We start from the raw sequence: 25,302 nt of genomic DNA, 5'->3' as shown, positions 1-25,302 counted from the left end.
TTTGAGTACATTCAGACGATTAGTCTAAAGGTTGTACTTCTTCAGCTTGGAAGCCTTTTTGACCTTTAACAACGCTGAATTCTACGCGTTGGCCGTCACGAAGTGAACGGTGGCCTTCGCCCATAATTGCGCGGAAATGAACGAATACGTCGTCGCCGCCGTTACGTTGAATAAAGCCAAAGCCTTTAGTGTCGTTGAACCATTTAACAACGCCTTGTTCACGAGCTGTCATAAGTTAATCCTTATCGTATTTAAAAAAGAAGGACCACCCGGTGTTGCAAACAGCAGACCAAACAAGGTTAAAAAAAATATTTTTATTTCTAAGCTTGTAATCATTCTGTAAAACTATCAACAAAATCCCGGTTACATCCAAATATATCAAGAGTTAAGAGGCTTCACAGCCAACAAAAATCTTAACAACGCAACGAGCTTAACACGGGTTTACCGCAATTAATAGATTTTTTTGATCTATTTTCCTTTTGAATATTCTTATTTTTTCACATCGTTTGAGTTATAAATTACAAAGGATTTTTACCTATTTTAGGTTGGGATTTGGCACTGTATTTGCTAATATTTCCATTGAAATGTAAACATGTTGGATCTGCTTCGTGAGTGACAGCCAAAATTCGCTTTTAACTGTAGATGCAATGGGTAAACCCTGCCCGATGCCACTATTGATGCTCAAAAAAGCTTTAAAGAAAAGTCCAGACCAATCTTTATTGTTAAAGTCATCCGATCCGCACAGCCAACAAGATGTATCACGATACTGTCAAATACATCAGTTAAACTGTGAAATGCGCAAAATTTCCGATTCTGAGTTTCATTACTTAATTGAATCTTAAAAAGATTCAGTTAAACTAAATTGCTTCATAATTGAATAAAAGTTTACATTTCTATACCCAATTTTCCATAATTTACGGAAATATTGGATTAAGATGAATCTTAGTTATTGGGCTTACCCATTTTTAGTTCTCAAGGAGAAAACATGAGTGACAGCAGCAATCAATTGATGCCCCTGTCATTATCGGCACCTGGGGTGAATCTTGGTGCTTATATTAGTACTGTTAATCAGATTCCAATTTTATCGGCCGAACAAGAAAAAGAGCTGGCCGAACGTTATTATTATGACCAAGATTTAGACGCAGCTAAAATGCTGGTGATGTCGCATCTTCGTTTTGTTGTGCATATCGCACGTAGCTATGCAGGCTACGGCTTGCCACAAGGTGACCTGATTCAAGAAGGTAACTTGGGCTTAATGAAAGCGGTAAAACGTTTTGACCCAAATATGGGCGTACGTCTCGTATCTTTTGCTGTGCATTGGATTAAAGCAGAAATTCATGAATATGTGATTCGTAACTGGCGTATTGTCAAAATTGCGACCACTAAAGCACAGCGTAAATTATTCTTTAATTTACGTAGCTTAAAAAAGTCGTCTAAAAAATTAACTTTGGCTGAAGCACAGTCAATTGCCAATGACTTAAATGTGACACCCGAACAAGTCTTGGAAATGGAAGGCCGTTTAACCGCTTATGATGCTGCGTTTGAAGCTCAAGGTGATGATGACGATGAAGGTTCGACTCATGTTGCTCCTGCCCTTTATCTCGAAGATAACCGTTACGACCCTGCGCGTTTAGCGGAAGATGAAGACTACGAAGAACAAAGTACTTCAGCTTTACATGAAGCCATGGATCAGCTGGATGATCGTTCACGTAACATCTTACAACGTCGCTGGTTAGATGACGAAAAGTCGACACTGCATGAATTAGCGGCGGAATATAATGTATCTGCTGAACGTATTCGTCAGTTGGAAAAAAATGCGATGGAAAAAATTAAAGTCGCAATGTCTTCAAACTAAGTTGAAGACTTTTCCCAGTCATACTAAAAAAGAGCATTTCGATGCTCTTTTTTTTATGCCTGAATATTGTCGAATGACAAACTGCAACACAAAAACTTTGGGCATTTTTGCTTTAACCCAAGGTACTAAATATGCTATGGTTATGCGCAAATTTTGTTAAGGTGAATGCACATGTGGATTGCCATTTCCGCACTTAACTTAGCTTTTGCTGTGATGCTTGGTGCCTTTGGTGCACACGGATTAAAAGCGCGCGCGACTGAAGCCCAATTGGCTTGGTGGCAAACTGCAACGGACTATTTCTTTTATCATGCACTGGGCTTACTTGCCCTCGCGATCTTATCTAAAGTCATTCCCCAACTTCCAATAAAAGCTAGTTTCCTCCTTATACAAGTTGGTATTTTCTTCTTCTGTGGTTCTTTATATGTGATGGCTCTAGGCTTACCACGCGGTCTCGGTGCCATTACCCCAATTGGTGGAGCGTTGATGATTGCTGGATGGCTCATATTGGCCTGGAATGCATTTAAATACGCAAAATAATTAACAACAGATTTTGGCCTTATTCAATAGGTAAGGCAGCAAGAACGGAATCCACAAATGCAAATCTATTTAAACGGCGAAGCTACACAAACCGAATGTGTCAACCTCTTGCAATTGGTTCAACAATTACAACTGGAAGGCAAACGCTTCGCTGTTGAAAAAAATGAAATGATCATCTCGAAAAGTAAATTGGAACAAACCCCAATTGCAGAGCAAGATCATATTGAAATTATTCATGCCGTAGGTGGCGGCTAAAATGGAGCTCCCATGGAAGATACACCCCTAATCATTGGTTCACGTACATTTAATTCACGACTTTTAGTTGGTACAGGTAAGTACAAGGACTTAACGGAAACTGACCAGGCCATTCAAGCCAGTGGTGCTGAAATTGTGACCGTTGCCATTCGCCGTGTGAATATTGGTCAGCATCCAGACCAGCCGAACTTGCTTTCTGTAATTCCACCTGAAAAATATACGATTTTGCCAAATACAGCAGGTTGTTTCGATGCGAACAGTGCGGTCCGTACTTGCATGTTGGCGCGTGAACTATTAGATGGTCACAATTTGGTTAAACTTGAGGTTTTAGGCGATGAGAAAACCTTATATCCAAATATTACCGAGACTTTAAAAGCTGCACGTACATTGATTGACGATGGCTTTGAAATCATGGTTTATACCTCAGATGACCCGATTGTGGCACAAGAACTGGAAAGCATGGGCTGTGTAGCGATTATGCCTTTAGGTAGTCTCATTGGCTCAGGTTTAGGCATTCTCAACCCACATACTATTTCGATCATTAAAGACAATGCCAAAGTGCCTGTCTTGGTCGATGCGGGTGTAGGTACAGCAAGTGATGCAGCGATAGCGATGGAATTGGGCTGTGATGGCGTATTAATGAATACAGCAATTGCAGCTGCACAAAACCCTGTTCTGATGGCTTCAGCGATGAAAAAAGCAGTTGAAGCAGGTCGTGAAGCATTCCTAGCAGGACGTATGCCGCGTAAACGCATGGCAAATGCCAGTTCACCTGAAACTGGATACTTCTTTAAATAAGAACTCATTCACGGTATAAAAGAGGACTCTATTGAGTCCTTTTTTTGATTTTGAAAACCTGATAACAATGAAAATATCCCATATATTTTGTACTTTGAGTCTTTGTGTCGCATCTAGTTGGCTGTCTGCCCAAGTGCCCAGCACAGCCAAATCACTCGCGCCTCAAGGTTGGGAGATTTTGATGGCTACGACTGGCGACCTAAACAAAGATCAAATGCCAGATATTGCGATGATCGTGGAAAAACAAAAAGTCGATGTGGTGACCTATGATGACGATGGCAAAGTCGTTCATAACCATCCACGACAACTCATCGTATTTTTTAAAACCGCAAAGGGATATCAACGTATCGTTGAAAACAACAGTATCCCAGTCGCTCAGCAGCCCAATTCATGCTTACTTGATCCACTTGCTGAAGCAGAAGACATCCAAATCAGTAAAGGCAATTTACTCGTTCATTTTAGTTATTTTATGGCTTGTGGTGGCTGGGAATGGCCCCGACATAGTTATACCTTCCGTTGGCAAAATCAACGCTTTGACCTGATTGGTTTTGACTACAATAGCTTTCACCGAGCTTCTGGTGAAGAAACATCGAAAAGCTATAATTTTTCGACCTTAAAACGTAAGGAAATTGTAGGCGGCAATATGTTTGAAGATGCCAAAACTCAGACCAAATGGTCAACCTTCAAAGCACCACAGCAACTGACGCTTAAAAATATTAACTTTGATGATTTCTATACACAGTTCGAGTATTAAGCTAAACCTGAGCAATAAAAAACCGCCAATTTCGGCGGTTTTTTTTAATTCAATTTGAATACACAACTTAAGGAATTAATCCTTCATCACGCATCGCAATTTGAACTGATTGACGCTCTGCAACTTTGTTACGCAATGCAATGATATTTTTATATGGCGTTAAATCATGTCCGATGCCATTTGACCAATTTGTCAGTACAAAGAGATAAGCATCTGCTGGGCCAAAGTTATCATCGACCAAATAGTCGTTATCTGATTCACCAATCGCTTTATCGATGTATGTCAATAAACGATCAATTTCTGCATAAGCTTTTTCTTTAGCGTCTGCATCTAGTGGAGCACCAAAGAATACGGCATAAGCATCATGTAATTCTGAGTTCAAATAGCCAAGCCATTCTAAAACTTTGGCACGACCTAAACCTGATGGCGGAATTAAATCTTGTTTTGGATCATGCTGTGCAAGGAACGGTAAAATGGCCACGTTCTCGGTCAGGATCAAACCTGGGTTAATTTCTAATGCAGGTACATAACCTTTTGGGTTGATCTCGTAATAATCCACCCCTTTTTCTGTTTTATGGTTTTTTAGGTCAACACGGACCAAATCAAAATCGACATTAATTTCATTTAAAATTATATGTGATGCTAATGAACATGCACCTGGAGAATAATAAAGCTTCATATCTGATCCTTGTTATGTACTATTCAATGTTTTAAATCTCTTCTGTCAAACTTTCAAGTGATCAAACCTGTAAATTGCAAAAAAGCGTAAATGCTGAAACACATATACTCATTGACTATTGTCCATTATCAAGAAGATTTCAAGTCAATCTGTTATGCATTTTTATACTCAGTTGTTTTAACATAGCCGCGTTTAAGATTTGATGAAAAGTTACCGTGTTACAACTTAAAAAAGAACAATGGTTTTCCAATATTCGTACCGATGTGCTCGCTGGCTTAGTAGTTGGACTGGCGCTAATTCCAGAATCGATCGCCTTTTCAGCCATTGCTGGGGTTGACCCTCAGGTTGGTTTGTACGCTTCGTTTTGTATCGCCGTCACCATTGCCTTTTTTGGTGGTCGTACAGCAATGATTTCAGCTGCTACGGGTGCGATGGCCTTACTTATGATCACTTTGGTCAAAGATCATGGTTTGCAATACCTTTTGGCTGCCACGGTTTTGACTGGTGTGATTCAGATCATTGCTGGCTATTTTAAAGTCGCAAAACTTATGCGCTTCGTCTCGCAGTCAGTGGTGTATGGTTTTTTAAATGCACTCGCGATTTTAATTTTTGTCGCACAGCTACCTGAAATGTCAAAGATGGATAGTTGGGGCTATGTGTTTATGCTTTTAGGGCTTGCGATTATTTATCTGTTTCCATATCTACCTAAAATTGGCAAAGCTATTCCATCACCGCTGATTTGCATTATTGTCCTCAGTGGCTTGGCATTATTTCTAGGTGCAGACCTGCGTACTGTGAGTGATTTGGGTAAGTTTCCAGAGACTCTACCTATTTTCTTGATTCCTGAAATTCCTTTCAATCTTGAAACCTTCACGATTATTTTCCCTTATTCCATCACCCTAGCAACAGTTGGCCTATTAGAAACCATGATGACCACGACAGTGATCAATGAAGTCACTGGAACCGAAGGAGATCGTCATCAGGAATGTCGTGGTCAAGGGATTGCCAATATTGTCAGTGGCTTTATGGGCGGCATGGCAGGTTGCGCCATGATTGGTCAGTCGATTATTAATGTTAGCTCTGGCGCGCGAACTCGTCTCTCCACTTTGGTTGCAGGTGTATTTTTGTTGTGCTTAGTGGTGTTCCTAAAAGACTGGTTGGCCTATGTCCCAATGGCGGCCTTAGTCGCGATTATGGTCATGGTGTCATTCACTACGTTCCAATGGAATTCAGTCAAGCAATTTTCAAAGCATCCAATGTCTTTTAATGTCGTGATGATTACTGTGGTGATCGTGGTGCTTGCAACACATAATTTGGCGCTTGGCGTATTGGTTGGTGTGCTCCTCTCTGCGTTGTTTATTATCAATCAACTGGAAAGTTCGGTAAAAGTCACATCAGAACTTAAAGACAATATTCGTAGCTACACAGTCTATGGACAAATTTTCTTTAGTAGCTCTGAGAGTTTTTATCAATTTTTTGATTTTCAGGAGAGGGTTAGTCATGTGCGAATTGATCTGAGTCATGCACATATTTGGGATATTACTTCCGTCAATATTTTAAAAAATGTCGTGCAAAAATTTGAGTCAAAACAGATTCAAGTAGAGGTTTTTGGCTTAAATGAAGCAAGTAGCACTTTACTTGACCGTGTCAGTGACTAATGGATTTTTGAAATATTCACTTTGAATCAAATCAATTTTCAATAAAGCGCGACCTATTGGGACCCTAAGCAGGATATATATAGCAAAGGGTTTCAATAATCAAAGTCTCATTTGTAATGACATTACATAAAATACTAAGCCTATAAAAAAGCGAAAAATTCACCATTCATTCGATTTAACTGTATAATTCATCTCATAAAATTATAACTATCAAAAATAAAACAAAGATTTGATGTGACTTTCTATTTATTTTTTTAAATTGTGGATACACAAAATTGGGGGAATTTTGATGGTATGGTTTTGGTCACGACACTGCATTCAAGCAAATCGGCTGCTGGTCTTAGCGAGTCTATTTTGCCTGCTATGTTGTATTGCTATACCCACTTTTGCCAATGCCACCCCTCAGATCTCAAGCAGTCATTGTCCTGTTGAAATTACCCATATTGCCACAGCTAAAAGCGCTGTCGAGCAAGAGCGCCCACGTACAGGTTGGCAAAATCTGCAAAAGCTTCCAGACACTTGGAATAAACGTTGGCCGGATTATCATGGTATCGCTTGGTACAAAATCCAATTTAAGTTGAACTGTGACCTCCATCAGTTAAATCAGCCCATTGCTATCGCCATACAAGGCATCACCCAAAGTGGACGGGTGTACATCAACGATGCCCTACTTTGGCAAGATTACATTTCAGCAGAACATTTTTCGCGAAGCCAACATCAACCTAGACTATTGAACTTGCCTAGCTCGAGTTTAAAGCAAGGTGTTAATACCATTTGGGTGCAAGTATATGGTTCGGTGACCCAAAAATCAGGACTCAGTTCAGTTCAAATTGGGGAATACCCGCAAGTCTATGACACCTTTAAAATTTGGTTACTCGAACAACGACAATTAGTCGAACTCAATACGATGATTAATTTCGTCGTGGCTGTGTTCTTTTTTTTAGCATGGCTCGCCAATCGTAATGAAAGAGCTTACTTATGGTTAACCATCACTGGTATGTGTTGGGTGTTTTATAGCCTGTGTATTATTTTTAATGGGCCAATTGCATTTCTAACCACCGTACAGATCGACCGTATGCAAAATATCATTTTCTGCTTTTATACGGTTTTTGGCTGTATTGGTGCATGGTATTTTGCAAACCACCCATTTCCAAAAATTCAGAAACTATTATTAAGTCTTGCCACCATCGCCGCTCTCTGTATAGGTTTTGCGCCAGAGGCTTATTTAAAGACCGTCATCCAAATTTGTTTTAGCTTCTTTGTTTTTGTCTTTGTGGCCAAATGTATTAGCTACCCCTATTTAGCCTATAAAGCCAAAATGGCTGAAACCTATTTGCTTGCAACGCTGTATCTGATTTATTTACCGATTGCGGTACATGATGCTCACTTTATGATGACCATGGAAGGTCATGCGCTCTCGCCCTATACCGGGCCAGTGACAACCCTCATCTTGGGCGGCGTACTGGCTCTACGTTTAGCTCGACACACGCGTCAAATTGAGCGTTTTAATAAGACCTTAACTGAAAATGTTCAACGAGCTGAACTGAAACTCGCTACTTCACTCGGTCAACAACATCAACTCGCGCTTGAAAATGCACGACTTCAAGAACGAATTCATTTATCTCATGACTTACATGATGGTTTAGGCGGATCAATTGTCCGTTCAATTTTACTGTTAGAACAAAATGATAAAATTGAAAAACCACAAATCATGTCGATGCTTAAATTGTTCCGAAATGATTTAAGACAAGTTATCGATTCGGGTTCAAGTATAGGGACGAAAGTTCCAGACACCCCGATCGAATGGGCGGCGCCGATTCGCCATCGCTTTGTACAGCTCTTTGAAGAATTAGACATGAGCTCAAGCTGGAAATTTGCTGCCGAATGGATTCACTCACCCACTGCAACTCAATGTCTCAATTTGACTCGTGTCGCAGAAGAAACCCTGACCAATATTCTAAAGCATAGTCAGGCTAGCAAAGTTCAAGTCAGTTTGTGCGAAACAGAGACTCAACTGATATTACGTATTGAAGATAATGGTATAGGCTTCAACCCTAACGAAGTTGAACAAGGGCTACATGTTGGCCTCCATAGTATGCAAACACGAATACATCGTATCGGTGGTGAATTTAAAATACAGTCACAGCCGGGTTGTACCGTTCTTGAGGCCATTTTACCGTTTAAACATGATGATACAGATAGTGAAGATCTTGACGATAAAATCGCCTAGCTTAATGTTATTTCATCGCTTTTGAGCTGAGTAATTCACTGTACATTGCAAATCCTCGGCACGGCTTCCGTCGGTGAGATTGAGCAAAAAGCGGATATATTCACGGTAAAAAATTTGACTTGTGCATCTCAGGACTTAAAATACCGCATTCGAATTTTTTACATTTGCCAAAGTTATGTCGAACGATCAATTAGACCAGCACGCTGTAGATCTGGATAATCTAAACGAACACCGTGAAATCGTGACGTTTATGCGCCGCTCTGCGCCACTTAATACTTCGCAACGTACTGCGCTGGAACAATATGGTCATCTAATTTTGGAATACCCTGTTGGTGATTTGCGTCAGCATTTTGAACACCCTGAACGCCCATTAACTGTAGAGATCGGTTTTGGTATGGGTCGCTCTTTGGTGCTAATGGCAAAAGCAAACCCAGAGCGAAACTTTGTCGGCATTGAAGTGCATGTTCCGGGTATCGCTCAATGTGTGTATGAAGCAGGTCTTGCAGGTTTAACTAACCTTCGAGTACTGGATGCTGATGCCATCCAAGTGCTACGTGAAATGCCAGATAACAGTATTAATACTGTGCAATTATACTTCCCAGATCCATGGCAGAAGAAACGTCATTTCAAACGTCGTTTTGTATCTCATGACCGTATGCCATTGGTTGAAGAAAAATTAGAAATCGGCGGCACATTCCACTCAGCAACTGACTGGGAACCGTATGCTGAATGGATGATCGAAGTTCTTGAAGAACGTCCACGTCTTGAAAACCTTGCAGGTAAAGGCAATAGCTACCCTCGTCCAGACTGGCGTCCACAAACTAAATTTGAACGTCGCGGAATTGAAGCAGGCCATAAAATTAATGACTTCATCTTCAAAAAAGTAAACTAATTTTTGAATGAAATAAAAAACCACCGTTAGCGGTGGTTTTTTATTGCTGTTTTTGATCTAAGATTTATCTGTGTTGTTTCAAATCACAGGAAAACTGCTTACACCTAGGCTACTTGCGCTTGGAGCTGACTTTGACGAATCATATCCACGGCTTTTTCAGCAATCATCACTGTTGGGGCATTGGTATTGCCATTCACCACAGAAGGCATAATAGAAGCATCGACTACACGAAGGTTTTGAATCCCGTAGACTTTCAATTCAGGGTCAACCACAGACATCTCATCTACGCCCATCTTACAACTGCCGACAGGGTGATAAACCGTATCCACACGCTGACGTAAGATTGCACGTATGTCATCATCGGTTTTGACCAGTGAGGTAAATAAATCTTGCTGATAATGACTCGATAAAGACGGCGACATCATTAATTGCTGCGTCAACTTAAAGCCTTGTACCAAATCTTCTAAATCCTGTTCATCCCCTAAAAAGTTTGGATCAATCAATAATGGATCATTGACACTGGAACCACTCAATTTGATCGTACCGCGACTTCTTGGATTGAGCAGACACACATGACAAGACAAACCATGGCTTGCGTGAAATTTCCGTGCATGATCATCTACTAACGCGACGACAAAGTGTAATTGCAAATTTGGTATCGCTAAATCGGGTGAAGACTTTAGAAAACCACCACATTCTGCAAAATTTGAAGCAATCATGCCCCGTCGCTCCTTACGATAGCGACTGATCTGCTTAAACATATCAATTGAGCCTGGTAAGGACACCCCAAATGTGCCTTGATATTCTTTGACTTTATAACCAAAAATGAAATCGGGATGATCGTGGAAGTTCTTTCCTACACCCGGTAAATGGTGCTTCAATTCAATGCCATGCGCTTGTAGCTCGGCCTGATCTCCCACTCCAGACAACATTAAAATCTGCGGTGACTGCATCGCTCCGGCACTGAGCAAGACTTCACGTCTGGCTTTTAGGTGTTTCATTTGCCCTGCATGTTGTACTTCTACACCAGTCGCAACTTGATGCTCTATGGTAATTTTATGCGTTGTTGCTTTGGTCAATACGGTTAAATTTGGCCGATCTAAATGTGGAAATAAGTACGCACGCGCCACACTACAACGCTCTCCATTGATATGCGTAACTTGATAAACCCCTAAGCCTTCTTGTTCTGCACCATTAAAATCATCAAGGACTTTATGGCCTTGTGCACGAGCCGCTTCGGTATAGCGTTGATGGAAAATATTGTCACTTTGTACATCTGTGACGGATAGAGGGCCGTCATTTCCGTGGAATTCATTGTGTATTCGGTTGTTATTTTCTGAGCGAATAAAATATGGCAAGACCTCGTCGTATGACCAACCAGTATTGCCCTGTACCGCCCATTGATCATAATCATTTTTATGACCACGAATATAAATCATGGCATTAATACTAGATGAACCGCCTAGGCATTTTCCACGTGGTTGATAGCTTTTACGACCATTCAAGCCAGCTTGTGGCACAGTTTCAAAAGCCCAATTATTGATCTTGGTCGGCAAGCTCACCACGCATGCAGCTGGAATATTGACCGTCCACTGATCACCTTGTCCACCTGCTTCTAGCAAGCACACAGATATATTCGGATCTTCACTGAGTCGTGCAGCCAGTACGCAACCCGCACTTCCGCCACCAATCACAATATAATCAAATTCCATTTTTGACATTATTTTCATCCAATTGATTCTTTTTATAAATGCACAATAAGTGATTTAACGCTGACTGAAAAGTTTCTTTTTAAAAAATGACGCGCGATACCGTGCAAGAAGGATGAAACTGATGATCGAAATTTTGAGGCAAGCGTCACTCATGCAAGGTAGCAACTATGTCGGTCAAAATGATCGATGAACTTAACACCCAAACTTGGTCTTTTTATATTTTTAATCTATAGACGTTTTAAAAGCACTGTAAGCTGCATAGCTAAAGATTTGGCTGAAACAATGGATTTGATCAAAGCCTATTTCCGTTAGTAAATTTTGATAGTGCTGCTGGCTAATCAGTTCAAAATCATCCTCTAAACGCTGCATCATTTTTGTCGCTTGTACAGCAGATAAACCTTGCATTTGGCAAAATTCAGGTAGGACACGCTGCTCAAAATTCGAATGAGTTTGCATCAAGTCAAAACTTACAAAAATGCCCTGCGGTTTAAGCAATTCAAAAGCTTTTGCTAAAAAGTTAGTTTTCTCTGACAACAGAATGAAATGCGTCACCAAGATACTCAGCGCCGCATCAAAACAACTCGCCTGCTCAAAAGTAGTGTGACTGCCCAAAACAAATTTGACGCGATGCAACTGTCCAGCAGCTTCAACACTTTGCCGTGTTTGATTCAGCATATTTTCAGATAATTCTGTAACGGTAAATGACCATGTTGGATTCAAGGCCATGAGATAGCCCAATTCATAGCCCGTCCCACATCCAATGATCAGTACATGGGCATCTTCAGCGACATAGCAATTTAACACCGCCTGAATCTGTTGATGGACAAGTTCATAACCGGGAATTAATTTACGTATATGTGCATCATAACTTTCGACCACTTGTGGGCTATTAAAATCTTTTGCCATGTAACATCCTGATTGACATGTATTTCTATGCTAATAAATATTCATTGTTCTTTATAGATTGTTTATTTCTGATGATGCTCAAAAATCTGCTGACTCAGCATTTCATAGACCACTTTCAGATCGACTTGATCCGCTTGCTCAAGCATATTGGCGTGCATCTGCATGATATTTTGATCCCCACGCATTGCAGGGCCTGTTTGCATGTTACGCGGTTCAGCCTGAGTCGCTTTATTGGCTGTCTCTAAAATCAATGGATAAAGCAAGCTAAAATCGACGTATTTTGCATCGACAACCTGCTTTGCCATGTCATAACAATAATTACTAAAATTACATGCGAACACCGCAGCAAGATGCAGACTTAAACGTTGTGCCGAATCATATTGATAAACCCTTTGACTCATGCTGTTTGCTAAATCTGTTAGTGTCCTCAAATCTTTAGAATCCGCGGCTTCTACAAAGATCGGTGTAGACGTCCAGTCCACATCTCGATCTAAACTAAAGGTTTGTAAAGGATAAAACACCCCTGCTCGCAAATGCTGCTGGGTCAGTACCGTGATATTGGTGCTACCTGAAGTATGCACGATCAAAACCTGTGGCAGATAGGCTGTAACTTGCTGAATAACGGTTGCAATCGATTGGTCGCTCACCGCAATGATCAAAAGATCAGTCTCAGCATTCAACTTATTTGGGGTATGAATGGCTTCGGCACCTACACTTGCTGCAAGTTTTTCTGCCTTATCAAGATTTCGCGCATAAACTTGCACAATGTGATGTTGTGGATGAAGTACTTTGAGCAAATGATGTGCAACACGACCTGCACCCACAATACTGATTCGCATATAGTTTTAACTCATTTTCGATGGCTACAGCATGTCAGGAAAATATCGGACGTGCAAATCGAGTTGTATCGATAGAATGATTTATTTTCAATTCTTCACATTAGTTTCGCTCAGATAAGCACAAAAAAAGGGATGCGTTTCATCCCTTTTGCTAGACGTCAATCTAAGTCTAATGCATATCATATCGCTTTCAATCTAGACAATATTCGATATGCACTTTAGCTTTTACGATTTACCAATGATTTGATTCAGAGTCTGTAGGTATTGTTCTGCGTCACGGCGCGCATTGAATTTCTTTTCAAATACACCTGTGTTTTGCACACTGTTCGGTGTGTATTCTACCGAAACAACAAAGGTATCAAGCAAATCTCTATTAATCCGAATTGCAATAATATGATGTGAGTTTAAATAAAAACCATCATCAACCTTAACTAACATGACTCGCCTCAAAAATCTTGCATAATGAAATAGATAAAAATATCTAAACATTCATAAACTTGGATGCCTTACCGCATACAGTTATAAATAGGATAAACCGAAATCATTGTAACGCCATTATGTGATTTGTATTGCAATTATTATGCAATTTAAATGAATAATTAGAGAAAATCATTCAGTTCCAGTCATCTAAACATGATTGATTTTCAATCCTAGCTAAAGATTGGATAAAAAGACTGGATATAAAAAAGCCTGCTGCCATAGCCATGGCAATAGGCTCATTTCAGTACGACTGATTTAACTCAAATCAATCGTACAATGTGGTTGAACGATTAAACACTCAACATACTGTTTAATGTTTCTGACACATTCTTCGATTTCACAACAGGTTTAAGTGCTTCAAGTTTTGCTTTGACTTCACTACGCTGCGGTTCTGCCAAAGTGTACCAACGGGACAAAATTTGCAGTAACCGTGAACCGACAATTGGATTCTTCTCATCGAGGAATTTTGCCAATTCAACAATGTGCTGTACACCAAAGCTCCATGTGTTGACAGGATTGCTATTTAAACCGCCTGTAACCGCACGAATACGGTTCGGTACTTTCAAGTCATAGTCAGGATGAGCAGTTAGTGCCTTGATAGTTTCCGCAGTTGCTTTCGGATGTGCAGCTTGCAGCATAAACCATTGGTCCATCGACAAAGCTTCATTTTTAAAGCGTGTATAGAAGGCTTCTAAAGCTTGCTGTGCTTGTGGTGCATCATTCCAAACCAATACTTTTAAAGCACCAAGACGTTCAGACATATTTTGCGTGGTTTTAAACTGTTCAAAGGCTAAATCAAATACTGACTTATCCCCCTGACGCGCCATCATATTCAAAGCGATATTTTTCAGCGCGCGCACACCCATTGCCTGACTGAACTCTGCAGGCGCTTCTAATGTTTGATAAATATTTTTCCAGAAACCGGTAAATGACAATGCAACAGCGGTAAGTAAAGCATTGCGCTTTTCTTGGATCATGGCTGGATTGTAGTTCTCATCAATACGGCTGCCCAAATAGCCCTCAGCCGGAACATCCAGCAAGCGTGAAGCCAATAACGGATCTTTGCAGACCAATTGAGGCAGCAGCTTAGGCGAACTGATCGCATCTAAATAAATTTGCGCATCATGATCTTTCAGCAGAATGTTTTCGACCAGGCTCTGCGCCGCCTGCCATTGGTTAAAGCCATTGGTTTCATACTGCAGAAGGAATGCAAGCTCTTCATCTGAATAGTTAAATTCAAGATTAACAGGTGCAGAGAAGTTACGTAGTAAAGAAACAACAGGCTGAGTTTTTACACCGCTAAATGTAATGGTTGCAGTATCGGTATCAAATAAATACACGCCATCTTTGATGCCATTTTCAACCAATGCATCTGAGCTGAGAACTAACTGTTCACCACTCGTCGCATCAAACAATGCCAAAGCCACAGGAATAGGCACAGCTTTTAAATTTGGATATTTCGGATGAGCTTTTAAGCTTTGTTTCAAGCTTAAAGTATAGGTTTGATTTGCAGCATCGTACTCACCTTTTGCTTCAAGTTTTGGTGTACCCGGTTGGTTATACCAAATCAAGAAACTCGATAAATCCACACCTGAACCCGCTGTCAGTGCTGCCACCCAATCTTCAACAGTCACAGCTTGACCATCATGGCGTTTGAAATATTCGTCAGTACCTGCACGGAATTTTTCTTTGCCCAAGAGTGTCGCCATCATGCGGTTAATTTCCGCACCTTTTTCGTACACTGTTGCGGTATAGAAGTTATTAATTTCAACAAAATGATCTGGACGCGGTGGATGCGAAAGCGGGCCTGAATCTTCTGGGAACTGATGTGCTTTTAATACTGCAACATCATCGATTCGTTGTACCGCAGCAGATTGTAAATCTTCTGAGAACGACTGATCACGGAATACCGTCAAACCTTCTTTTAAGCATAGTTGGAACCAATCACGACAGGTAATACGGTTACCCGTCCAGTTATGGAAGTATTCATGTGCAATCACCGATTGAACGCGCATGATCGCAGCATCAGTCGTATATTCTTCATCAGCAAGCACACAAGAGGTGTTGAAAATATTCAAGCCTTTGTTTTCCATTGCACCCATATTAAATGCACTGGTTGCCACGATCATATAATTGTCTAAATCATAAGGACGACCATAATGTTCTTCGTCCCAACGCATCGAGTGCTTTAAAGCTTCCATCGCAATATGACATTTTGGAATGTCTTTTTCTTCTGCATAGATTTCTAAAGCAACATTACGACCTTCAGACGTCACGTAAGAGTCTTTAAGTACCGCCAAATCACCAATCACACAAGCAAAAAGATACGATGGTTTTTTGGTTGGATCTTGCCAAACGGTATAATGACGACCTTCACCGGTTTCACCCGCTTCAATCAAATTACCATTGGCAAGTAATACAGGGAATTTTTTATCCGCTTCGACACGTGTGGTAAATACCGATAGCACATCAGGACGGTCAGGATAATAGGTAATTTTACGGAAGCCTTCAGGCTCGTTTTGAGTGACGAATAGATCGCCTGCCGCTTGGTATAAGCCTTCGAGTTGAGTATTACTTTCAGGATGAATCACGACTTCGGTTTCAATGACAGCTTGGTCAGGTGCATTTGATATCACCAGTTGTTCTGCATCTACAACATAGGCATCTGCTGGCAAGACTTGACCATTTAAGTGAATTGATTTGAGTTCCAAATCACGACCCAATAACACCAAATCCCCTGCCGTTTGACGCCGCATCACTAATTTTGCATTTACATTGGTATGGTCATCAAAGACTTGAATATCTAGATCGATACTATCTACGACAAATGATGGTTTTTGATAATCTTTTAAATAAACAGTTTGGTCTGCTTCGACCACTGGATTTGCCGCAATGTTCATATCTCGTCCTATTCCTTAGTTATTGCTCATCAGCTTTTTGAACACATTGTGAATGACTTGATCATACGACAAGATGCATAAGCTGTCTTCGCATTTACAATGATTTATATATGGGCTCAGCGCATGTTGTTTTCAATCATCTTTATTGAATAATTTAAAGGCTGGCACATATTTTCGCCATGTTTAAGCAAAATAAATGCCCGAGTTGAGTACAGCTACTGCAATATGCAAATTATTTATCTACCTCAAATAAATAAAGCACCTATATACTAGAAAGAGAAAGTACAGGTGCTTTATATCCTTCTGTACCTTCAAATTATTACGCTCAAACTTTCCTGCTTAAGACTTAGAGGATTATTGATTTTCGAAAATTAAATCGAGCGCGCTGTCATAGTCTGCAGCAAAGTAAAATTGAAATGCCGTGACTTTTGAGGTGAGGAATTGCTGAATTTCTTCCGTCGCACCCGCCACATAAATTTTAGATACTTGATGTTGCTGCGCCAGGCTCAATAACTCGATCGTCTTTTCCAGTGTTTGATCATGCCCAATAATCAGCGCACCAACCGTACCCTGTGGCTGCTTATATAATTGCATACGGGTGATATTGCTGTTTTTAAGTGCGTCTGACATATGTATTCCATACAAAGAAAGGATAAAAAAAGATCAAAACCTTTAGAAATCCAGCTGAATCATGCTGTGTATCAAGTTCAGTAGATTCCGCTTGGTTTCAATCCTAGAAGCCTAGATCATTAAAAATTATAAGCTCAATATATACAAATATACTTTTCAAATCCAATCGCTTAGGTGATTCCTTCCAAAAAGCACCTTAGTACGTAATTCATATCAATCTTCTAATTTGTATTTGATTGCATACTTCTGTTTAAACGATGCACCAAGATGTTTCTTTTTCAACAGTTTAAGCATTTTGAGAATTCATTAGACATAGCCATACGCATCAATATTATTTTGTTACTTTTAAATTAATAATTTATTTTCAATATCTTAGTAAATAATTATAAAGTTTATCTGCTTTAAAATGTCTACTCAAAACATTTGAGCATGCGTTTTGCATCTACTTAATTGCCAAAAGCAAAATCATCAGGCTAAAACAAAAAGAGGTGCATTATGTTTATTAAAGAACACATCATCCGTATTGAAAATATGAAGACCCTGCAAGCGCTTGATGCTGCAAATATCGACCATCAAGTAATTGCAATGTTTATGACTTGCGAAGGGATTCCACTCAAAGCCTTTGAGGTCAGTTCATTACTTAACTCATATAGTGCATTAGGCACTAAAAAAGTCGCGTCTAAAAAAGTGCAAGCCTTAATACAAGCCAAACAAGTTGGAGAGGAGGACGAATCGATCCCATGCCCAGCCGCCTATTAATAATCCATTCTAACTAAAAGCTGCATCATCACTATGCAGCTTTTTTTATTTGTCGACTTCTCGCCTGAGCTGCTGCAACTGAAATTGCAAACCCGTCTTTAAACAGAGATGTGTATAATCAATTTAACCTTTCAAGAAACGCTGGCAACATGTTCAATATTCTACGCAAACAAATGGATGAAAGTACGCAATGCCCGTTGTGTCGTGCATCTATGTATTGGGTAGATGCTGAAAAATTAGATGAGCAAGAATTTAATTTTTATCAGTGTAGCCACTGTCATCATCAAATATTTCCAGAACAGCAATACAACTGTCATTGTGAAAACTGTCAGGCTGCGCGAAAAAAACTACTGAAAGAAACCCGTTTACAAGAACAGCGTAAACTCAAAAATAAAGATATCGTTGAACGTGAATTAAGTGAACTGAGTTTTTTACAGAAACTCTTTTTGCTGGCTTTATTGGATAATCACGTCCAAGAACATACGGCGCATCAAGAATTTATCGACTGGGACGCTATTAAGTATCATAACATCAGCCCGAATTATTTCTTCCAACAATCACTCAAAAAGCATCTCGTGCATGAGCAAATTTTGATTGTGAAAGATGATGCACTACAAGCTGAACAGTATTATATCAATGTCCGTCTGGATGGCTATTCGGAGCCCAGTCTTTTTAGCGTAGCGCAGCAACTCCGTCATTGGTTTTATGAAAATTTAGCCTTGGGTGTTCCCTTTAAAAGTGCTGACGAAGTGAAAGAATGCTTGTATCTCCTACTTTTTCAAGAAATTGTGCAATTCATGCAGTTTTACTGTAAGACATGGGGTATTCAAATTGCAGGGAATAAAAGCTTTCAAGTGTTCTGTTATCGCCTACTCGACCATTTAGCGGTTGGGCAGATTTATTATATGATTCAGTCAGCACTCGAATATCTACATAAACAAAAAGCCCTGCAAGTTCGTAATGAAAATTTCATTAACACCAATCTGTTAAAAAAGACCTTACAGCAATACCGTGAACGTGGCTTACAGGAAAAATGGGAAACTTTTACCCTCCCTCGTCCGCCACAACTCCCCTTTAGTAAAATGAGTGAAATTTTGCTCTTTAACTTTTTAGGACTCGATGAAAGTATCTTTGTGCAGCCAATACGCCATGCTTGGAAAAAAATCGAACCTCGCTTAAATTTTTATTCCACAAAGCGCTGCATGTACTGTGGTTCACAAGAGCTCTCTGTCGATTATGATGCCGCAGATTATGTGACCCTGTTCTGCCGTAATTGTAAACATCAAGACCATTACTTCACCCGCTAAGGGAGAAACCGATGAATCAATCTGAAAATTTTGAAACGACCATGAACAGTGAATTGACTGACTTAAATAGCCCGCTTTTGCAAAGCGTCATCAATGCGTGGATTGAACTTCAATCCAAACAACCTTTGGTGCATATCCTCACCAATGCAGTCGCGAGTAATTATGTCGCCAATGTCCTTTTGGCTGCGGGTGCTTCTCCTGCAATGATTGACAATCCCTTTGAAGCCGAAAGCTTTGCCTCAATTGCCAGTGCATTGAATATCAATTTAGGTACGCCAACGTCTGAACAAATGCAGGCCATGCAAATTGCTGCACAAACAGCACAAAATTTAAATAAACCTTGGGTGCTTGACCCTGTCGGTTATGGCCCCGTTTTGCCGTGGCGATCTGAAATGGTTGATCAATTACTCCAGTACAAGCCAAGCATAATCCGTGGCAATGCATCAGAAATCAGTGGTCTTGCAGGTAATCAAGGTGAGTCACGCGGTGTCGATAGCACACTCAATAGTGCCGAGATTTATTTAAATGCTGCGCCCTTATTAGAACACTGTGAATGTGTGGCAATTTCAGGCGAATCGGATTTCATCTTATCAAAAGAAATGAATGCTGTGATACAGATTAATGGTGGATCTTACTTACAACCCAAAGTGACGGCTTCTGGCTGCGCTTTAGGTGCGTTAACAGCGGCTTATTGCGCCGTGAGTGAAACGCTAACTGCTGGCACGGTCGCAGCACATTTGCACTTTGCGATTGCGGGTCAAAAAGCCTATGAAATTAGCTCAAGTGTCGGCAGTTTCAATGTTGCATTTTTAGATGAAATTTATAATCTCAATGAAGATGATTTCAATCAACTTGCCAACATGCAAATTTATGCACTATGAAGCTATGATAGCTTGAGAAAAACAAAAACAGCTTGAGTAAAGACTCAAGCTGTTCAGGGATTCATACTGTTTTGTACTAATTAATATGCGACAAAAAATTTACTGTGCCGTACTGTCAATTGCAGCATTGGCATCAAACATTTCTGAATCTTCGATCGTTTCTGTTGGATTACTCAAAATCATGTCGAGGTCATAGTCCCCCGCATAGACAATATTTTTGATTTTTGAACAGTCGCCATCACTCATTTCATAATTTAAGACTTTGGCTTCATCACCAATTTTAAACTCAGCACGAACAACGTTTTTATTTTCATCAAAACTCAGTTTAGGCTGTACGCCCTTTTTGGAATTTTGCTGCGGATCTTGGCTGTCCGTGAAAATATCAAAATCCACATTACACTCTTGTTGCGACTGCTTACAGTTAATTTCTGCTTGCATACGTTCCACTAACGATGGCTCAAAATAGGCAGCAAGTTGATCTTTACTCAAAGCATGCAATTTCAACTCTTGATCATAAATTTGTTTGACCAGTTTTTCGGGGGCAACACATTTCTGCGATTGCTCCTGTACTTTTTGCTCTGCTGGCTGACAAGCCGTTAAAAAGATCGCCGCGCCGAAACCGAATAATCGATATATCGTCATTTGTCGCATAACACATCCATGTCCGTCATTAAACTGCCCGCCCAACTGCCAGATTCATACTTGCTTCAAAAATAGTTGAAACATTTAATTTACAAATACACATTAAACCCATGCCATCAAAATAATCTGGCACGTGCTGCATAAAAAATTGAACATGTTCATCAGATTTTTTCCGTAGCCGAACCAATTGCTCAGGCGTCACCTTCGGTAAATCACAACGATGAACAAAAATATCCTCAGCGCGATGCTGCACATCATGCTGACGGATTTTATAACTGTTTAAAACATCCGCATACTCAGTGGGCATCGGGACACCATGCCTTGGATAAAACTTAACAGAGCGCGAGGCAAATAATGTATATACCTTTGGTTGTGCCAATGTAGCCACAAACCACATAGGAATCGCTGGAAATCGAATCTGATGCTGCATCGCCACTTTAATCGCCGAATTTAAGGTCAGGTTTTTCCGACGATAATCAACCAATACCCCTGCCCGTGAATTAAAAATAAAAATCGGCCGATTGTTATGCATAATTTTTAATATACGCACAATGTTTTGCCCGATCAGTTTTTCCTGCTCAAAATACTGAATGATTGGTAAGGCAACAATATCTGGGTCATGCATGTATTGATAAAGTTGCTCAATCCTAGAAGTTGGAAAAATACATTGATCAAACTCCCAGAGCCGTTGAAACAACTCATGTTTTTCTTCAATCGTGAGTTTGCAAAAATCAATGATATTCTCAGTGATCGCCATACCAACACCCATTTTCTTAATGGATTAACTTTGATGTTTTTTCAAAGTCCCTAGTTATAAAGTTTTCCGAAGCGGTATTTAAATGAAATAAAATTATTCATAGATCATCAATGATGATTAAAACCCCAAGTTAAAAATGAATCGCTATTTACCCTCATGCTTTTTTAAAATCAACCCTATCAATATTTCTTACTTTTGAATCGTTTTAGCCCTCTAAAAGCCCAAAAGTTGCAGCGTTTTTTGACTGTTACATCATGTAAATATAATACGTTTTAACATAGTGAATTACAGCCTCCTTGGATAGGATTTCTTATACTTTCTAGTCATACAAAAAAGACAGCTTCGAAAAGCTGTCTTAGGGTCATTTTTAATATTTGAGCATTAGGCCTGGTAATAGATATCAACCGTTTTAATGCGGTTTTCATCCATTGCCGTGACTTTAAATTGAATGCCTTTAAAATCAACCACAGTACCGACTTCTACATTGCCGTGGGTCTGATCTAAAATAAGACCTGAAACACTGATATAACCATCATCTTCTTCGATCAAATCCAGCATTTCCAATTCAAGTTCTAACTGATACAGATCGAGCATGCCTGAAGCTTTCCAATGTTCATCATCGATTTTAATCAAATCAAGTTGTTCATCCGCATCTGGGAATTCACCAGCAATTGCTTCAAACACATCGAGTGGTGAAATCAGACCCTGTACCGCACCAAATTCATCCGTAACCAGTACCAAAGAGCCTTTAGAGGTACGCAAGGTATTAATCGCATCAATCACCTTCATTTTTTGGAAAATAAAGATCGGACGATGACGTTTAATCAATACTTTTAGATCATCTTCGCTATCTAGAACATCAATAAGTTCTTTCGCACGGACAATACTAATCACTTTGTCCAAGCTACCACGACACACAGGGAATAAACTGTGCGGCACTGAAAGGACTTGCTCACGAATTTGCTCAGGTGTGTCATTTAAATCAACCCAAGAAATTTGATTACGAGGGGTCATGATCGACGCAACTGAACGCTCTGCAAGCGTCAATACACCACCAATCATGTAACGTTCTTCGTCTGCAAAGGTTTCTTGTGCTTGATTACCGACTTGATCGGCTTCTAAGCGTCCACCCATCAGCTTTAAAATACTGTCTGCAGTACGGTGACGTAATGGAATTTTCGCTTCGTGTTTTTGAGCATTACGCTGACTAAACTGGTTAAAGGCTTCGATGATAATCGCAACACCAATACCTGAGTAGATATAGCCTTTCGGAATATGGAAACCAAAACCTTCTGCAATCAAACTAATACCAATAAGCAATAAGAAGCTTAAGCATAAGATCACGACGGTCGGATGTCGGTTAACAAAGGCCGTTAACGGTTTAGATGCAAGTAACATCACAGCCATTGCAACAATCATTGCAGCCATCATGACATAAATGTTGTCGACCATACCGATTGCTGTAATGACAGAATCTAGAGAGAAAACTGCATCTAAGACAACAATTTGCGCCACGACTGCTGTAAAGCTCGCATAAGCCACTTTTGTTGTCACTTGAACTTCTGGTTTACCTTCTAATTTCTCATGCAGCTCTGTGACCGCCTTATAGACTAAGAATAATCCACCGAACAATAAAATGAGATCTCGACCAGAGAATGTCCAATCAAAAACGGTAATCAGGGGCTTTGTTAATGTGACCAACCAAGAGATTGCAAATAACAATCCTAATCGCATTAACAATGCGAGTGAAAGACCAAGTATACGGGCTTTGTCACGTTGTTCTGGAGGGAGTTTTTCTGCCAAAATGGCAATGAAGACTAGGTTATCAATCCCTAGTACAATTTCTAAAATAATTAATGTAAGTAAACCAACCCAGATTCCAGGATCTAACAAAAATTCCATTAGCTCTCTTCCTCATTCTGGATTGTAAGAATATCTTCAATCAGACCAACGCACGGCGACGGATCCATAAATTTAACCTGTGTAACTAGAGACCATTCCATTATGCATAATCTTGCGCATTTGTAATGTATTCAAGCATATTTTTTCGCAGCAACAATATGACAAAATGTTAAAAACGCTGAATGTATTACAAATCGAATGGGCGATATAAAATACACATCTAGATGTTAAAACCTACTTTTTGAGATCTCCTCTTCCACTTTAAAAAAAGTATGAATTCACCTGACTTTTAATTAAATGTAATTAAATACGTTGTATGAGATTGTATGACAAATCTAATGAATTATTTATTTCTACCTTTTGGTAAAAAATATTAATATTCAATTCAAATTAAAAACTTATTTATTTTCACTACACTATCTCTTTACCCAACTTTGCTTTTATTCTCTTTTAATCGCTTGGAAAGAATATCAATATAATCTATTAAGATAATCTAAAAATGAGATATCTTCTACTTTCTATTTTTTTATTGTGAACTCTTGCTATTACCCTCTATTTTTCAATAGAATGTTAAAACATTAAATAAAATTAAAACAAATATTCAGGGGACTCCTTCATGACAAAAAAGTATTCAAAATTTTTACCATCCACCGATGACTTTAGTTTAGAAAATTTTCCTTTCTACTGGGTCACTCAGGTGCATTCACAATATGTTTTAAACGTCGACCATGCCTTAAAAAAGTATGGCGTAGATAATTCACGTCGTCGCATCCTGCTCGCACTCAAGTCTAAACCACATGCGAGCGTTTCGGATTTATCTGAAATGGTCGTGTCTAAAATGTCGACGACAACCAAAATTGTTTATCGCTTAAAAGATGAAGGCTTAGTAGACACTTATTCTTGTGAAGATGATGCACGTATTACTCGCGTCGTGTTAACCGATAAAGGCACTGCTATGACGCAAAAGATTAACGATCTAACGAATGTCGTTCTAGAACAATCTTTTGAAGGCTTAACACCGCTACAAATTGAAAAAACCATGGAAAGTTTAAAGCACATTTTCAAAAACTTAGCGCGCTAAGCATTCTGCATCACCGAAGTATCAATCGAAAAAGTTCAGTTGGGGACTGATTTTTTCGATTTTTATTTTGGGTGCATGCTCACATTCAAATTCGTCAACAGGAAAACCCTGTACAAAACTTTGGATATTCGGTGATTTCCAACTCAGCCATTCCTCTAATCGTGCATGCGGAATCACAATCACTGAGCGTTTTACATTACCTGGCTCATGAAAGTGTTTCATCATCTCATGCTGAATAGCATCCATCGTAATCATGGTTGCAGAACGTACAATCTCATCACCTTGCCGACAAATGTCATATAAGGCAGCGATATAAAACGCTTCTCCATCTTTGCGTTTAACACTCCAACGCTGCGGTTTATTGTCGATATACATAGACTCATAAAATTCAGACACTGGAATTACGCCAAACTTACATTTTGAGATCGCATTGATAAAAGACGGCTTTTGATACAAAGTTTCATTTCGGGCATTATAGGTTTTTAGTGCAATAGATTTGTCTTCGGCCCATTTAGGCACCATGCCAAAACCCACTTTTCGCCACTCTAGCCCTTGCTCAGACTTAAAGAGCAGCGGTAAATCATAATTTGGATAGACTTCCTCAGGATATTCAAAACTGATTTCAGGCAAGTTTTGCGACTTTAATTGCGCTAAGGTAATCGGTTTGAAATTGGCACACATATTTGCCATAATCCGCAAAAATTCAATCTTTATAATAAATTAGGACTTACGCACTATTATTTAAAGATTCTCTGTGGTAGCAGATGATTTTTATCGAGAATAAAGTCATCAATGAAGCTTTTGATAATTGGTCTAAATAATTTCTTCTGCCAACGATATACATTTTC

General features: G+C 39.6%; 25 protein-coding genes and 1 pseudogene. 13 read left to right on the top strand and 13 right to left on the bottom strand.

The window, feature by feature from the left end:
- Positions 1-19: 19 nt before the first annotated feature.
- Positions 20-232: a cold-shock protein gene (locus FTT98_RS01160; RefSeq protein ID WP_005014923.1), complete on the bottom strand. Its 213-nt coding sequence runs from the start codon at positions 230-232 to the stop codon at positions 20-22.
- 415 nt (positions 233-647) lie between these two features.
- Here FTT98_RS01160 and FTT98_RS01155 point away from each other — a divergent pair, with 415 nt between their 5' ends.
- The 6 genes from FTT98_RS01155 to FTT98_RS01130 all read left to right on the top strand — a co-directional run bounded on the left by FTT98_RS01155 (position 648) and on the right by FTT98_RS01130 (position 4,199).
- Complete coding sequence (locus tag FTT98_RS01155) at positions 648-842, top strand: sulfurtransferase TusA family protein (protein WP_078189214.1); 195 nt, start codon at positions 648-650, stop codon at positions 840-842.
- A gap of 143 nt (positions 843-985) precedes the next feature.
- On the top strand, positions 986-1,855 hold the full coding sequence (gene rpoH, locus FTT98_RS01150; RefSeq protein ID WP_078188879.1) for an RNA polymerase sigma factor RpoH: 870 nt from the start codon (positions 986-988) through the stop codon (positions 1,853-1,855).
- 171 nt (positions 1,856-2,026) lie between these two features.
- The gene (locus FTT98_RS01145) at positions 2,027-2,392 is read left to right on the top strand and encodes a DUF423 domain-containing protein (RefSeq protein ID WP_180010328.1); all 366 of its coding nucleotides are present in this window, start codon (positions 2,027-2,029) and stop codon (positions 2,390-2,392) included.
- 57 nt (positions 2,393-2,449) lie between these two features.
- Positions 2,450-2,647, top strand: coding sequence for a sulfur carrier protein ThiS (gene thiS, locus FTT98_RS01140; protein ID WP_111885686.1), 198 nt, complete (start codon positions 2,450-2,452; stop codon positions 2,645-2,647).
- A gap of 12 nt (positions 2,648-2,659) precedes the next feature.
- Entirely contained in the window at positions 2,660-3,445 is a 786-nt protein-coding gene (locus FTT98_RS01135; protein WP_180041316.1) for a thiazole synthase, read from the top strand.
- A gap of 181 nt (positions 3,446-3,626) precedes the next feature.
- On the top strand, positions 3,627-4,199 hold the full coding sequence (locus FTT98_RS01130; protein WP_180041314.1) for a hypothetical protein: 573 nt from the start codon (positions 3,627-3,629) through the stop codon (positions 4,197-4,199).
- Positions 4,200-4,266: 67 nt separating this feature from the next.
- Here the strand turns inward: FTT98_RS01130 and FTT98_RS01125 are convergent, their stop codons facing one another.
- Positions 4,267-4,878: a glutathione binding-like protein gene (locus FTT98_RS01125; RefSeq protein WP_078188886.1), complete on the bottom strand. Its 612-nt coding sequence runs from the start codon at positions 4,876-4,878 to the stop codon at positions 4,267-4,269.
- Positions 4,879-5,093: 215 nt separating this feature from the next.
- On the opposite strand from FTT98_RS01125, the gene FTT98_RS01120 reads away from it, so the two are divergent.
- The 3 genes from FTT98_RS01120 (at position 5,094) to trmB (ending at position 9,658) form a co-directional block, all read left to right on the top strand.
- Positions 5,094-6,536, top strand: coding sequence for a SulP family inorganic anion transporter (locus FTT98_RS01120; RefSeq protein ID WP_180041312.1), 1,443 nt, complete (start codon positions 5,094-5,096; stop codon positions 6,534-6,536).
- 289 nt (positions 6,537-6,825) lie between these two features.
- Positions 6,826-8,766 carry a sensor histidine kinase gene (locus tag FTT98_RS01115; protein WP_257220677.1) on the top strand — a complete coding sequence of 647 codons (1,941 nt, stop codon included), beginning with the start codon at positions 6,826-6,828 and terminating at the stop codon, positions 8,764-8,766.
- Positions 8,767-8,941: 175 nt separating this feature from the next.
- Positions 8,942-9,658 (top strand): tRNA (guanosine(46)-N7)-methyltransferase TrmB, encoded by a 717-nt coding sequence (gene trmB, locus FTT98_RS01110; protein WP_078188891.1) that lies wholly within the window; start codon positions 8,942-8,944, stop codon positions 9,656-9,658.
- A gap of 104 nt (positions 9,659-9,762) precedes the next feature.
- On the opposite strand, the gene FTT98_RS01105 is transcribed toward trmB, so the two are convergent.
- The 6 genes from FTT98_RS01105 to FTT98_RS01080 all read right to left on the bottom strand — a co-directional run bounded on the left by FTT98_RS01105 (position 9,763) and on the right by FTT98_RS01080 (position 17,125).
- The gene (locus FTT98_RS01105) at positions 9,763-11,379 is read right to left on the bottom strand and encodes a GMC family oxidoreductase (protein WP_180040266.1); all 1,617 of its coding nucleotides are present in this window, start codon (positions 11,377-11,379) and stop codon (positions 9,763-9,765) included.
- Between the two features lie 213 nt (positions 11,380-11,592).
- Positions 11,593-12,276 (bottom strand): class I SAM-dependent methyltransferase, encoded by a 684-nt coding sequence (locus FTT98_RS01100; RefSeq protein WP_180022464.1) that lies wholly within the window; start codon positions 12,274-12,276, stop codon positions 11,593-11,595.
- 62 nt (positions 12,277-12,338) lie between these two features.
- Positions 12,339-13,115 (bottom strand): Rossmann-like and DUF2520 domain-containing protein, encoded by a 777-nt coding sequence (locus FTT98_RS01095; RefSeq protein WP_180040264.1) that lies wholly within the window; start codon positions 13,113-13,115, stop codon positions 12,339-12,341.
- Positions 13,116-13,340: 225 nt separating this feature from the next.
- The gene (locus FTT98_RS01090; RefSeq protein ID WP_180003031.1) at positions 13,341-13,553 is read right to left on the bottom strand and encodes a hypothetical protein; all 213 of its coding nucleotides are present in this window, start codon (positions 13,551-13,553) and stop codon (positions 13,341-13,343) included.
- Positions 13,554-13,885: 332 nt separating this feature from the next.
- Positions 13,886-16,495, bottom strand: coding sequence for an aminopeptidase N (gene pepN / locus FTT98_RS01085; protein WP_180176873.1), 2,610 nt, complete (start codon positions 16,493-16,495; stop codon positions 13,886-13,888).
- 354 nt (positions 16,496-16,849) lie between these two features.
- Positions 16,850-17,125, bottom strand: a complete 276-nt coding sequence (locus FTT98_RS01080) for a hypothetical protein (protein WP_180040260.1) — start codon at positions 17,123-17,125, stop codon at positions 16,850-16,852.
- A 495-nt stretch (positions 17,126-17,620) separates the two neighbouring features.
- On the opposite strand from FTT98_RS01080, the gene FTT98_RS01075 reads away from it, so the two are divergent.
- The 3 genes from FTT98_RS01075 (at position 17,621) to thiM (ending at position 20,072) form a co-directional block, all read left to right on the top strand.
- Positions 17,621-17,884, top strand: coding sequence for a hypothetical protein (locus FTT98_RS01075; RefSeq protein ID WP_111885040.1), 264 nt, complete (start codon positions 17,621-17,623; stop codon positions 17,882-17,884).
- A 149-nt stretch (positions 17,885-18,033) separates the two neighbouring features.
- Positions 18,034-19,191 (top strand): hypothetical protein, encoded by a 1,158-nt coding sequence (locus FTT98_RS01070; RefSeq protein ID WP_111885041.1) that lies wholly within the window; start codon positions 18,034-18,036, stop codon positions 19,189-19,191.
- An 11-nt stretch (positions 19,192-19,202) separates the two neighbouring features.
- Positions 19,203-20,072: a hydroxyethylthiazole kinase gene (thiM, locus tag FTT98_RS01065; protein ID WP_180026863.1), complete on the top strand. Its 870-nt coding sequence runs from the start codon at positions 19,203-19,205 to the stop codon at positions 20,070-20,072.
- 99 nt (positions 20,073-20,171) lie between these two features.
- Here the strand turns inward: thiM and FTT98_RS01060 are convergent, their stop codons facing one another.
- From FTT98_RS01060 to FTT98_RS01050, 3 genes are all read right to left on the bottom strand, one after another.
- A complete protein-coding gene (locus FTT98_RS01060) occupies positions 20,172-20,723 on the bottom strand; it encodes a hypothetical protein (RefSeq protein ID WP_180040258.1) in 552 nt (183 codons plus the stop codon).
- Between the two features lie 19 nt (positions 20,724-20,742).
- Positions 20,743-21,471, bottom strand: coding sequence for a hypothetical protein (locus tag FTT98_RS01055; RefSeq protein ID WP_180040256.1), 729 nt, complete (start codon positions 21,469-21,471; stop codon positions 20,743-20,745).
- 381 nt (positions 21,472-21,852) lie between these two features.
- Positions 21,853-23,373 carry a transporter associated domain-containing protein gene (locus FTT98_RS01050; protein ID WP_180040254.1) on the bottom strand — a complete coding sequence of 507 codons (1,521 nt, stop codon included), beginning with the start codon at positions 23,371-23,373 and terminating at the stop codon, positions 21,853-21,855.
- 616 nt (positions 23,374-23,989) lie between these two features.
- Between FTT98_RS01050 and FTT98_RS01045 the strand changes: the two genes are divergently transcribed.
- Positions 23,990-24,454 (top strand): MarR family winged helix-turn-helix transcriptional regulator, encoded by a 465-nt coding sequence (locus FTT98_RS01045; RefSeq protein ID WP_078193646.1) that lies wholly within the window; start codon positions 23,990-23,992, stop codon positions 24,452-24,454.
- Positions 24,455-24,475: 21 nt separating this feature from the next.
- Here FTT98_RS01045 and FTT98_RS01040 read toward each other — a convergent pair whose 3' ends face one another.
- Positions 24,476-25,135 (bottom strand): SOS response-associated peptidase family protein, encoded by a 660-nt coding sequence (locus tag FTT98_RS01040; RefSeq protein WP_180040273.1) that lies wholly within the window; start codon positions 25,133-25,135, stop codon positions 24,476-24,478.
- 56 nt (positions 25,136-25,191) lie between these two features.
- Positions 25,192-25,302 (bottom strand): annotated as a pseudogene (locus FTT98_RS01035) (IS701 family transposase); the annotation flags it as partial.

The sequence above is a fragment of the Acinetobacter sp. YH12039 genome, from assembly GCF_013420015.1.
Lineage (GTDB): Bacteria > Pseudomonadota > Gammaproteobacteria > Pseudomonadales > Moraxellaceae > Acinetobacter > Acinetobacter amyesii.
Note: the sequence above shows the minus strand (reverse complement) of the source record. Positions and strands in the feature narration are given on the sequence as shown.

What these genes read in the sequence shown, in the direction of transcription:
- FTT98_RS01095 (WP_180040264.1), bottom strand. Translation starts at nt 13,115, where the DNA reads ATGCGAATCAGTATTGTGGGTGCAGGTCGTGTTGCACATCATTTGCTC.
- FTT98_RS01155 (WP_078189214.1), top strand. Translation starts at nt 648, where the DNA reads ATGGGTAAACCCTGCCCGATGCCACTATTGATGCTCAAAAAAGCTTTA.
- rpoH (WP_078188879.1), top strand. Translation starts at nt 986, where the DNA reads ATGAGTGACAGCAGCAATCAATTGATGCCCCTGTCATTATCGGCACCT.
- FTT98_RS01130 (WP_180041314.1), top strand. Translation starts at nt 3,627, where the DNA reads ATGGCTACGACTGGCGACCTAAACAAAGATCAAATGCCAGATATTGCG.
- FTT98_RS01050 (WP_180040254.1), bottom strand. Translation starts at nt 23,373, where the DNA reads ATGGAATTTTTGTTAGATCCTGGAATCTGGGTTGGTTTACTTACATTA.
- FTT98_RS01125 (WP_078188886.1), bottom strand. Translation starts at nt 4,878, where the DNA reads ATGAAGCTTTATTATTCTCCAGGTGCATGTTCATTAGCATCACATATA.
- FTT98_RS01145 (WP_180010328.1), top strand. Translation starts at nt 2,027, where the DNA reads ATGTGGATTGCCATTTCCGCACTTAACTTAGCTTTTGCTGTGATGCTT.
- FTT98_RS01040 (WP_180040273.1), bottom strand. Translation starts at nt 25,135, where the DNA reads ATGTGTGCCAATTTCAAACCGATTACCTTAGCGCAATTAAAGTCGCAA.
- FTT98_RS01080 (WP_180040260.1), bottom strand. Translation starts at nt 17,125, where the DNA reads ATGTCAGACGCACTTAAAAACAGCAATATCACCCGTATGCAATTATAT.
- FTT98_RS01075 (WP_111885040.1), top strand. Translation starts at nt 17,621, where the DNA reads ATGTTTATTAAAGAACACATCATCCGTATTGAAAATATGAAGACCCTG.
- FTT98_RS01055 (WP_180040256.1), bottom strand. Translation starts at nt 21,471, where the DNA reads ATGGCGATCACTGAGAATATCATTGATTTTTGCAAACTCACGATTGAA.
- thiS (WP_111885686.1), top strand. Translation starts at nt 2,450, where the DNA reads ATGCAAATCTATTTAAACGGCGAAGCTACACAAACCGAATGTGTCAAC.
- FTT98_RS01135 (WP_180041316.1), top strand. Translation starts at nt 2,660, where the DNA reads ATGGAAGATACACCCCTAATCATTGGTTCACGTACATTTAATTCACGA.
- FTT98_RS01105 (WP_180040266.1), bottom strand. Translation starts at nt 11,379, where the DNA reads ATGTCAAAAATGGAATTTGATTATATTGTGATTGGTGGCGGAAGTGCG.
- FTT98_RS01090 (WP_180003031.1), bottom strand. Translation starts at nt 13,553, where the DNA reads ATGTTAGTTAAGGTTGATGATGGTTTTTATTTAAACTCACATCATATT.
- FTT98_RS01060 (WP_180040258.1), bottom strand. Translation starts at nt 20,723, where the DNA reads ATGCGACAAATGACGATATATCGATTATTCGGTTTCGGCGCGGCGATC.
- FTT98_RS01115 (WP_257220677.1), top strand. Translation starts at nt 6,826, where the DNA reads ATGGTATGGTTTTGGTCACGACACTGCATTCAAGCAAATCGGCTGCTG.
- FTT98_RS01070 (WP_111885041.1), top strand. Translation starts at nt 18,034, where the DNA reads ATGTTCAATATTCTACGCAAACAAATGGATGAAAGTACGCAATGCCCG.
- FTT98_RS01045 (WP_078193646.1), top strand. Translation starts at nt 23,990, where the DNA reads ATGACAAAAAAGTATTCAAAATTTTTACCATCCACCGATGACTTTAGT.
- thiM (WP_180026863.1), top strand. Translation starts at nt 19,203, where the DNA reads ATGAATCAATCTGAAAATTTTGAAACGACCATGAACAGTGAATTGACT.
- pepN (WP_180176873.1), bottom strand. Translation starts at nt 16,495, where the DNA reads ATGAACATTGCGGCAAATCCAGTGGTCGAAGCAGACCAAACTGTTTAT.
- FTT98_RS01160 (WP_005014923.1), bottom strand. Translation starts at nt 232, where the DNA reads ATGACAGCTCGTGAACAAGGCGTTGTTAAATGGTTCAACGACACTAAA.
- FTT98_RS01100 (WP_180022464.1), bottom strand. Translation starts at nt 12,276, where the DNA reads ATGGCAAAAGATTTTAATAGCCCACAAGTGGTCGAAAGTTATGATGCA.
- trmB (WP_078188891.1), top strand. Translation starts at nt 8,942, where the DNA reads ATGTCGAACGATCAATTAGACCAGCACGCTGTAGATCTGGATAATCTA.